The 9771-nt window shown below is 54.0% G+C and carries 10 protein-coding genes; 5 read left to right on the top strand and 5 right to left on the bottom strand.

What is annotated here, in order from left to right; genetic code table 11:
* The first annotated feature begins 46 nt into the window (after positions 1-46).
* Positions 47-2824 carry a hypothetical protein gene (locus tag ACP5D4_RS18675; RefSeq protein ID WP_428013125.1) on the top strand — a complete coding sequence of 926 codons (2778 nt, stop codon included), beginning with the start codon at positions 47-49 and terminating at the stop codon, positions 2822-2824.
* A gap of 36 nt (positions 2825-2860) precedes the next feature.
* Here the strand turns inward: ACP5D4_RS18675 and aat are convergent, their stop codons facing one another.
* Positions 2861-3451 carry a leucyl/phenylalanyl-tRNA--protein transferase gene (gene aat, locus ACP5D4_RS18680; RefSeq protein WP_428013126.1) on the bottom strand — a complete coding sequence of 197 codons (591 nt, stop codon included), beginning with the start codon at positions 3449-3451 and terminating at the stop codon, positions 2861-2863.
* Positions 3452-3621: 170 nt separating this feature from the next.
* Between aat and ACP5D4_RS18685 the strand changes: the two genes are divergently transcribed.
* Positions 3622-3969 (top strand): hypothetical protein, encoded by a 348-nt coding sequence (locus tag ACP5D4_RS18685; RefSeq protein WP_428013127.1) that lies wholly within the window; start codon positions 3622-3624, stop codon positions 3967-3969.
* 110 nt (positions 3970-4079) lie between these two features.
* On the opposite strand, the gene rpsN is transcribed toward ACP5D4_RS18685, so the two are convergent.
* The 4 genes from rpsN to ACP5D4_RS18705 all read right to left on the bottom strand — a co-directional run bounded on the left by rpsN (position 4080) and on the right by ACP5D4_RS18705 (position 7024).
* A complete protein-coding gene (gene rpsN, locus ACP5D4_RS18690; protein WP_428013128.1) occupies positions 4080-4382 on the bottom strand; it encodes a 30S ribosomal protein S14 in 303 nt (100 codons plus the stop codon).
* Positions 4383-4546: 164 nt separating this feature from the next.
* Positions 4547-5125, bottom strand: a complete 579-nt coding sequence (locus tag ACP5D4_RS18695; protein ID WP_428013129.1) for a DUF2808 domain-containing protein — start codon at positions 5123-5125, stop codon at positions 4547-4549.
* Between the two features lie 169 nt (positions 5126-5294).
* On the bottom strand, positions 5295-5729 hold the full coding sequence (locus ACP5D4_RS18700; protein ID WP_428013130.1) for a hypothetical protein: 435 nt from the start codon (positions 5727-5729) through the stop codon (positions 5295-5297).
* Entirely contained in the window at positions 5726-7024 is a 1299-nt protein-coding gene (locus tag ACP5D4_RS18705) for a DUF4255 domain-containing protein (RefSeq protein WP_428013131.1), read from the bottom strand. Before ACP5D4_RS18705 ends, ACP5D4_RS18700 begins: the two co-directional genes overlap by 4 nt.
* A gap of 336 nt (positions 7025-7360) precedes the next feature.
* On the opposite strand from ACP5D4_RS18705, the gene ACP5D4_RS18710 reads away from it, so the two are divergent.
* The 3 genes from ACP5D4_RS18710 (at position 7361) to ACP5D4_RS18720 (ending at position 9627) form a co-directional block, all read left to right on the top strand.
* A complete protein-coding gene (locus ACP5D4_RS18710) occupies positions 7361-7711 on the top strand; it encodes a hypothetical protein (protein ID WP_428013132.1) in 351 nt (116 codons plus the stop codon).
* Positions 7609-9045, top strand: coding sequence for a phage tail sheath family protein (locus ACP5D4_RS18715; protein ID WP_428013133.1), 1437 nt, complete (start codon positions 7609-7611; stop codon positions 9043-9045). The genes ACP5D4_RS18710 and ACP5D4_RS18715 overlap by 103 nt, the downstream gene beginning before the upstream one ends.
* Before the next feature lie 123 nt (positions 9046-9168).
* Positions 9169-9627, top strand: a complete 459-nt coding sequence (locus ACP5D4_RS18720; RefSeq protein ID WP_428013134.1) for a phage tail protein — start codon at positions 9169-9171, stop codon at positions 9625-9627.
* The last annotated feature ends 144 nt before the right edge of the window (positions 9628-9771 follow it).

Genomic DNA, 9771 nt, shown 5'->3' on the forward strand with positions numbered 1-9771 from the left:
CAAACCGTGAGGTCTGGAGAATCGCCGCTCTTTTAAGGCGGCGAGTATGTCAAGCCAACAACTGCGCGTCATCGCCTCGGGAGACGATCGGGTTCCCGGCTTGACGGTGACGCCGCCGATGCGCCGAGAAACCCCGCCCCAACTGCAACCGGGACAAGCCACCCGCCTCAGCGTCCGCATCGAAAACGCCTCCAACCGGGTCGATCGATACTATCTCAGCTGCGATCTCAAACAAGAGTGGTATCGCGTCGTTTATCCCAACCAAAGCGACAGCCTACTTCTCAACCCCAACCGCGCCGGAGACATCGAGCTGATTTTACAGCCGCCACCCGACGCCACTTCCGATTTAGTGTACAGTCCCACCCTGCGCCTCTCCTCGCGGGTCGAAGGGGAAATTCTCACCGATATTATCTATTTCAAAATCGCCCGATTTTACGGTGACACGGGCGAAGGGGTGCGCCTGGAAGTACGCCCTCAAAAGCCCCTGAAACTGCCCCAATCTTCCCCCCAAATCGACGCCGAACGCCTCGGCCCCGAATCGCCGCACTCCGCCACCGTACCCCTGTCTTTAACGGTTTCGAGTCAAAACGGACGCGGAAAACCACCGCAGAAAGCTAAACGGGGATTTATCAAAGGGCAAAACGCCAAATGGGGCAAATTCGACCTGGAAGCGGTCAACTGTAGCAACACCAAACGAGGGGTTTTTGTCAAAACGGAATTCGAGCGAGAGGGGATTTGCGAACAGGTGTTTTTCGACCCGGAACTCGATCGCGTCGTGGACTATCCGCCGGAAGTGGAACTGCTTCCGGGGAAATCTAAAACCTTTCAACTCTGGGTCAAACCGAAAACTTGGAAATCGCCTCTTCGTCGAAAAGAAAAAACTTTAAATTTCAGTCTGCAACTGGCGAACAGCCAACCGTATCTAGATTTACCCATTTCTGAGAGCGAACTGAAGCGATCGATTGTTTGGAAACGGAGTCCCTGGTGGATTTGGTTTCTCTTAATCGCCTCGGGATTGGGTCTTTTGGGCTGGTTTTTAATTATCCTCTTAAAACTTCCCGCTTTGCCACAAATTCGCAGTTTTGAAATTGCCACAGACTCCGAAAGCACCCACGCCAGCACGGCATCTCAACACGGAATTCTCCTGACTTGGGAAATCGATCGAGTCCAACAACTCGACAGCGTATTACTCAGCTATCAAGACACCGCCGGACAAACCCAAGAACGACGGCTAAAATTCCGAGAAGAAATTCCTTCAAAATCTTCTAACACTATTATACCACGTTTTTTATCTAAACTGTTTTCTTCTCCCCCTAAAAAATCAGAATTTTCGCCCCCCGAAACCTGTCAAATCCCCGAAGAAAACAGCGATCAAATCACCTGTAAACTGCAACTTAAAGACCTTCAAATTGCCAAAGATTATACCTTCGAGTTAAAAGCCTTTCCTGTGGCTGCTCGAACCCTGTTCGGCGTCCGCCAACGCAATCCCGAACTCGTCGCCGACGTTCGCCGCACCGCCACCGTCTCCTTCGACGCGCCTCAAATCAACAATTTCAACCTCGCGCCAGACGAAAATAACGACAGCATAGAAACCGTCAATCTCACCTGGAATTTAAGCCATCGGGAGAAAGTCTCGAGGATTGAAATTCTCATGAAAGACCAACAGGGAAAAACGCAATTGTACCGCCACCGACAGACGAGAGCGGGGTTCGAGTCCGACGCCGAAGCCGCAAAACTCACCTGCGACGTTCCAGACCGGGAAACCTCCCCTTCAAGCTCCTTCGTCAGCAATTCCCCGGAGGTGGAAACCGCGACCCCTCCCGAAGTCTGTATGTGGACGGCGCGATCGATCTTCGACCCCGGAATTTACAGCTTTGAAATAGCGGTTTTTTCCCACACGAGCGATCGCGAAGCGGTGGACCGACAAACCACCCAAACCACCCTGGCCTTAGAAGAACCGCGAATTCAAACCTTCACCACCAGCCAAACCACCTACGTCGCCACAGAAGACGAAATTCTCGCCAACTGGGAGATCGATCGCCCCCACCGCCTCCAAACCCTCGTCGTGACGCAACGGTCTCCCCAAGGGAGCGATCGTCAAGACTTGCTGCGTCTCGAACTCCCCGACAACCCCAACGAATTAAGCAATACCATCGGCCAATCCTGCACCCTCAACGAAACCAACGGAACCCTCAAACTACTCTGCGAAGACTTCCCCATCGCAACCCTACCCATCGGCGAATACATCTTCGAGTTAAGCGCCGTTCCCCGATACAACGGCGGAACCCCCCTTACAGCCGAAACCTCCACCGTCACCGTCGAACCCCAACGCAACGCCAGAGGAGGCGCCGGAGGAACTGGCGGCGCGGCGGGAGGTGCGGCCGCAGGAGAAGATATCTTGTTCGCTGAAGAGAATTTCGAGTTAAAAATCAATGACAAAGCCGTGGGAGAGAACCCGGCGCCTTTCCTGTTCGCCATCGGTCCCAAGGGCGCCCCCACAGCGATCGAAATTGCGTGGAACGTCAACGTTGGCGGACGGGACGCCAAAGTGGAACTGTTACCCCTGATTGGGGAAGTGAACCCCAGCGGCTCGTTTCAGTACGTTTTGCGAGAGGCTCCGTTTCAGCAAACCGTGACGCTTCAGGTGACGAACGAATTGGGGGAAGTGGCGACGCGGGTGGCGGTAATTCAGGCGTATCGTTCTCAGGGATCTACGGGAAGCGGTGAGGCGGAAGAGGGACTCGAATCGGGGATCTCTGACGGCGAGAAACCCACGACTCCCGAGAATTTGAACCCCTTTGAAGCGCCTCCGCAAGCGGATTGATGGGGGGATTGCAGGGTTGGGACATTGGATTTCGTCTCAAAACAAACTGCACTGACGCTGTAAGGCTTTTTGTAACAGGAGTTGATAGTCCTGTTCGCTGACGGTGTACGCGCCGAAGCGCTCTAAATGGGGGTTGTTGAGTTGCGCGTCGAACACCACGAAATTACGCTTTTTCAGCCGTTCGACCAGTTTCACCATCGCCACTTTCGAGCCTTCGGGAATGTGATAGAACATCGACTCGCCGATAAACGCGCCGCCGATGGTAATTCCGAGAATCCCACCCGCCAATCGATCGCCCTCCCAAGTCTCGAAACTGTGAGCCCATCCCGCTTGATTGAGCGCGAGGTAAATTTGCTTGAGTTGGGGAGAAATCCAAGTGGTTGTGCGATCGGCGCAGCCTTCGACAACAGCGGGAAAATTGCGATCGACCGCCACGCGAAAGCGATTTTGATTGAGAACGCGCCGTAACGACTTCGGGTAGCGAAAGCGATCGTCGAGGGGAATTAAGGCGCGTTCGCGACTGCTGTACCATCCAAGGTCTGAAAGGGAGTCACTATGACTGTCGTTCGCCATTAAAAAATATCCCTGTGCGTATCCAGAGATAATCGAGGAAATATCGAAGTCCATTGCACTCGAACATTTGGGGGAGGACGGTCGGGCGTTGTCAGAGAGCCAGAAAAAAACGAGATACAATGTCTGCAACTTGTCCGTCTATCGGTGCGATCGCCGAGGGCGGCCGCAAACTCGTTAAATACACCCTTAACCAACCCAAGTATATTATTTAAGGATTAGGACTCGTGTCTGACTCTAACGCACCTCAACCGATTCCACCGATTACGCTCCCTCCGGCCGAAAATCCCAAACAGGAGGGGGAATGGCTCAAAGACGCCTTGCATCGCTGGCTTAACGAGGAGTTTCTTCCCGAACCCGTCAACGAAGATATCGCCGATCGCGCGGCCAAGGTCTTCGTCAGACAGCGCATGGAGGGAGAAAACGATGTAGGGTCTCTCGTTCTCGCCATCGTGACGGAGATGCAGTCGTTTGATTTTTCACAAAGCTTTTACGGAGAGTTCGCCGTCGCCAACGCCGTCAGCGACTTGCTCCTCGATAGTTTGGGGATCGAGCGTTGTTGCGGCCAAGGTTGAGTAGCTCTCCGGAGATAGGGAGATAGGGAGAAGGGGAGAGGGGGGAGCCAGGGAGAAACTGTCAACTGTTAACTCTCTTGACTCTTCACTCTTCCCTCTTCACGGTTGGTCTACCAGCTCGATTTCACGACGCCGGGGAGTAAGCCTTGGTGCGCCATTTCCCGCAGTTGGTTGCGGCACAAGCCGAAATCGCGATAGTAACCTCTCGGACGACCCGTCGCCCAGCAGCGGTTGTGAACCCGCGTTCTGGAGCTGTTGCGGGGGAGACGCTGCAACTTGCGGTGAATTTCCATTTTTTCCGCTTGGTTGGTCGCCGTGCGGAACTGTTCTTTCAAGTCAGCCCGTTTGTCTGCGTATTTTTCAACTAATTTTTTGCGCTTTTTGTGGCGCTCGATCGCACTTCTTTTAGCCATGAGCGAATTTGCCTATTCTCGCTTGCAAGATACCAAACTACTATGATATGCGATCGCCCCAGTTGTTGCCAAGGGCAACGGTGTGTTTTGCGATCGCATCCCATCATCCCATCATCTCCTCATCTCCTCATCCCCTCATCCCCTCATCCCCTCATCTCCCTGCATTACCACCATCGGCTGAAGCGACTGTAGAAGTGCAAGCGTCCGAAACCGAGAAATTGACCGTAGGCTTGGTCTCCGGCGGGATAGGCGGTGACGCCGAAGAGATACACGCCGGAAAAGGCGGGATTGCGAACGGGACGTAAGGCGACGGTGACGGTGGTTCCGGGTTCGACGGGAGGCTCGAAGGTGACGGTGAGGGTTTGGTTGTCTTCGTCGTGGGTGACAGTTCCGAGGGAAATGGCATCGCCGCGATCGCGCCGGGTTCCCTCGAAGCTATAGGTATCTTCGAGGTGATATCTCATGTGGGGATCGACTCGCTCGTGTTGGGCGATCGAAATCTGTTGGAGCGGTTCTCCGGCGTCTTCGGGAAGTTCGAGACTGAAGAAATAGGTGGCGTTCCAACTGCGAATGCTGTCGAAGGTGGTACTGGCGCCGAGGAGAGACGGGGGGCGATCGAAATAAACGGTTCCGTCCGCCACTTGGACGGCTCGAACCACGGGAGCGGCGACGGCGGCGATGGAAACCGCCGCCATTCCCAAGTTTCGGAGAATTCCCAAATTTCGGATAAAGGGACGAAACATATTGTTGACTCTTTAATTAATACGATTAATACAAATCACTAAGAGTTTTCGGCAAAATCACCCGAAATCCAAATCACCCGAAATCCAAATTACCCGCCAGCTTACCCCTCGGCTATCCCAAGCGCCGCTCACCCTAACGGTTAGAGCGCGTGACTTCTCGCCGAGGGAGCTAAAAATTCTCCTCTTCCGACACCCAACCGCGCACTTCCCCATCCGTTAACGGACGTTCCAACTTCAACGATTCCAACTGCGCCGCTCTCAACAAATGTCGCATAGTTAACGTCCGTTCCTCGTCCTCCGCCGCCAAAAACGCCGCGTTTAACGCCACACTGCGAATATTTCCCCCCGTGACGTTCAATCGCGCCAACTTCCGCAAGTCCTTCTCCCCGTCGATCGCCATCGGTAACGCTTCGGGGAAGGTATTTCGCCAAATATGACGCCGTTGTTTGGCATCGGGAAAGGGAAACTGCACCACGAACCGCAAACGACGCATAAATGCCGAATCCAACGCATCTTTCAAGTTCGTCGTCAAAATCGCCAACCCCTGATAGTCCTCCATCCGTTGCAACAGATAGCTGACTTCGATATTTGTTTGTGAAATCATTCCACCCTGACCTTGGGACTGTCGTAGCGATCGCTTTCAGGATTGACCTCCAAACGACTTTCCGCCCCGTCGATTTGCACCCGTACCAAATACTCGCCGGGTTCGACCGCTTCGAGAGCGAAACTGGGAGTGTGAGTCAGCGTCTCTCCCCGCTGTTGGCGAAAAACGTAAGCTTCAGCAGTATCGAGGCTGTTGAGTAAGACAAACACCTGTTGGCGATCGTCCACAGAGAGATCGAGGGGAACCACCAGACGCCCCGAATACTGTCCGAATTCGTCTTCTTCGAGTTCGACGAGGTTCAAGCCTTCCATAACTGTGGGACAGAGGACGAGGGGGACGGCGTTAGATTCGAGGCGGCTTTCAGGATCTCGGGGATTGGGGCGAGATTGCCAGCGAACGACTTTCAACCCAGCGATTCCCCCTCGCAACTGTTCGGCTTCCGGGTAAGGCAATCGCCCTAAATCCAGTTGTAATTCCGTGTCGTCGATGAATTGGGGGGTGAGGAGGGCGTTACCGATTTGCAGTTGCGTGCGATCGCCCACCAGTTGCTTGCCCCGAACGATGAGAGTTCCGCGATTGAGGATTTGGTTGGACAGTTGTTCGAGGGGGGTTGGCGGCGAGTCCCCCTCTTGAAAGGACACCCTGTCCAACATGGGACGTTGGGGAGCGATCGCCACAGACGGAGGACGGCGCAGCGGTAAACCTTTCTGCCCCGCGCGATCGCCTTCAATGAGAACCGCCGTTCCCTGATACGCCAGAGACAGAGAATAAGGCGTTTGAAAAAACACCGACCAAATCCGCGACAGGTCTTCCGTGGTGATGGTACTGGGCATCAGTTTCACCAATTGCACCTGTTCGGCGAGAGTCGAATCCGCCAAATAGGGGTGAGTTTGAGACGAAGCGCGACTGCGTTGAGTAAAGCGGTGCAGCGTTTCGCGATCGAGTACCGGGCGATCGACCAAAGTTCGCACCGCACTCCCGAGTAACCGTTGCGGAACTAATTCCCCTTCATTGCCGTAAAAGGTGAAGAGATAGTGCAAATCTAACCCCGCCTGTCGCTGTTTGCTCAAATCCCCTTTCGGGCGTCGCGTGCGGAGGTCGGCGTTACGCCAAGCCGGGTTCGGCGTCACTTGATAGAGATAGATATTAATGCCCGGTTTGTCGAGGTCGATGCCCTGTTTTTTATCCGGGCGAACCGTCGTCACCTGAGCGCCGGGAACGTCCGTTTCGACCCCTTCTTGCAGGAGTTGTTGCAAAACAGCCGTGACAGTAGCAATCGCGAGATAATTACTCATTTTGGGGCGATCGAACGGACGTGAAGTTTTTACCGATTTCGCAAAATAATACTGACATTCTTCTCTGTTGTAGGCTATATTCGTCCGTGAAATCAACCATTAAATCATTTCAAATGGCAGGTCAAAGCGACCTCACACCGTAAATTTTTATTAAGTTTCCAGCGATTTCCCGTAAAAACCTAGAAATTTCCCCGAGTACTCTATAGAGGTATCCCGACCTGGAGAGAACGGGAAGCGATCGCACCTATCTAACCCGATAGGTGAAGTATTTGCATTTGAAATTCCGCCCGAAAAAACAGTCCATCAACCCTGAATTAAACAGGAGAGAACAAAACAGTGGCTCGACTAGATTATTCCGCCCCTGGGGTCTACGTTGAAGAAGTCGATCGTGGAAGTCGCCCCATCGAAGGCATCAGCATGAGCGTCGCGGGTTTCGTCGGTTTCACCGAAGACGTGCGGGGCAAAGCCGACCTATTTACCCCGCAACTCGTCACCAGTTGGAGTCAATACCTCGAATATTTCGCCAAACCCGGTTCCGACGGCTTCACCGACTTCGGCGCATACCTTCCCTTCTCCGTCAAAGGTTGGTTCGACAACGGCGGCGGCCGCTGCTGGGTTGTCAGCCTAGGAACGCAACTTCCCCGACGCCGCAACGATCCCCCCCCAACACCCAAGAAACCGCCTTAACCGTATCCACCGCCGGAAACCGTCCCAGCCTAGAATTCAAAATCAAACCCGAAGAACAAGAAAACGGTCGCATCCTCGTCGAAGTCGCCCCCGACGAACCCGCTCCCCCCGAAGACGACGCCGCCGAAGAACCCTTCGACTCCGGAGAATACTTCAAAGTCACCCTCAAACGAGGCGGAGAAGTCTTAAAACATACCATCGAAGAAGACGGCCGGGCGCAGCAAGTAGACGCCGTCTATCGCCACCTCACCATGAATCCCGAGGTCGATCGCCAAGAAGGCACCTTCGTCCTCGAAGCCTTACAAGATTCCCCTTACCTCGACGTTCAGATTCTGGCCGATCGCGGCCTACCCTTAGCAGTGCGTCCCGCTGACGGTCAATACGAAGTGAGTCCGCCGCCGTTAGTATACGAAGACGCCAAACTCCACAACTATATGTACGGGATGCGGAAAAAACGCACCGGGTTACAGGGTTTGTTCGAGATCGACGAAGTAGCAACGATCGCCTGTCCCGACCTGATGATGGCGTACCAACAGAACTATCTCGATCGCGAACAGGTCATCGGACTGATGGAAGTCATGATAACCGGATGCGAAAACTCCGCCCCCAGTCCCCCCTATCGCATGGCGGTCATCGACCCGCTTCCGGACAGCGAAACCCCCCAAGACGTGGCCGACTGGTTAAGCAATTGGGGACGGCGATCGAAATTCGCCGCCCTATACTATCCCTGGCTGAAAGTCCCCAATCCCCGCAACAACGGCCGTCCCATCAGCATTCCTCCCTGCGGTCACATGATGGGCGTATGGTGCCAAACCGACGAAAGCCGAGGCGTCCACAAAGCCCCCGCCAACATCACCCCTCGCGGCGTCGTGGGACTCACTTACGACGTGAACTTCCGCGAACAAGAATATCTCAACCCCATAGGAATTAACTGCATTCGCAAATTTCCCAATCGCGGCATCAAAATCTGGGGGGCGCGAACTCTCGTCGAACCCGACGACGTGCAATGGCGGTATATCAGCGTTCGCCGCTTAATGAGTTACATCGAAAAATCCATCGAACAAGGGACGCAGTGGGCAGTTTTCGAGCCGAACGACGAAGATTTATGGGCCCGCGTCACCCGTACCGTCCGCAACTTCCTCGAGCGGTTGTGGCGAAGCGGCGCCCTATTTGGCAGCACCCCCGAAGAAGCCTTTTACGTCAAATGCGACGGCGAAATCAACACCGCAGAAACCATGATGTTAGGGCGGTTGTACATCGACGTTGGCGTGGCGCCCGTCCGACCCGCCGAATTCATCGTGTTCCGTATCAGTCAGTGGGCGCCGAACCAATAAATCGAACCCGTAGAAGGTTCAATTTTCCTGTGATTTAATTGAAGTGAGGAGGGCGTTAAAAAGCCCGTTCTCCTCCGGGCGCGTGTCAGTTAACTTTTTTCAACAAAAGAAGGAGAAAAAACCGTGGCGGAACTGTTAACAAGTTGTCGGTTTTACTTTGAAGCGGACGGTGTCGCCGAAAAGCAAATCCTCGAAGTTGCCGGACTTTCTGTCGAGTCTCCCGTCGCTGGCGATGGCGGCGTCTTAGGCTCGGGGAAAGGGGGCGTTAAGATGCGTCAAGCCACCCCCACCAACGAGAAATTTAGCAATGTCACCGTGAAAGTCGTCGCCACGACGGATTTAGATTTATATCGTTGGTACAAAGACTGTAACACCAACGACGGCGGTGCTTCTGGCTGGGCGGACAACCGCAGAGCCGCTTCCGTCAGTGCTTACGACCAAGCTGGAAATATGCAGGCCCGTTGGGAAGTGAAAAACGCTTATCCCTGCAAATATGAAGGGCCGCAATTTACCGCCGGGGACAACAACATGGCCAACGAAACCCTAGAAATCGTTCACGAAGGTATCGAACGAGTGCAGTAACGATGAGGCGATGATGAGTCCGTAGGGTGCGTGACTTGAAAAATAGGGTGTCAATCGTAAGACCGAAAAATCGTCACGCACCGACAAGGGCGTGACTTGAAAAATAGGGTGTCAATCGTAAGACCGAAAAATCGTCACGCACCG

The organism is Baaleninema sp. (assembly GCF_049974805.1).
Classification (GTDB): domain Bacteria; phylum Cyanobacteriota; class Cyanobacteriia; order Cyanobacteriales; family Geitlerinemataceae; genus Baaleninema.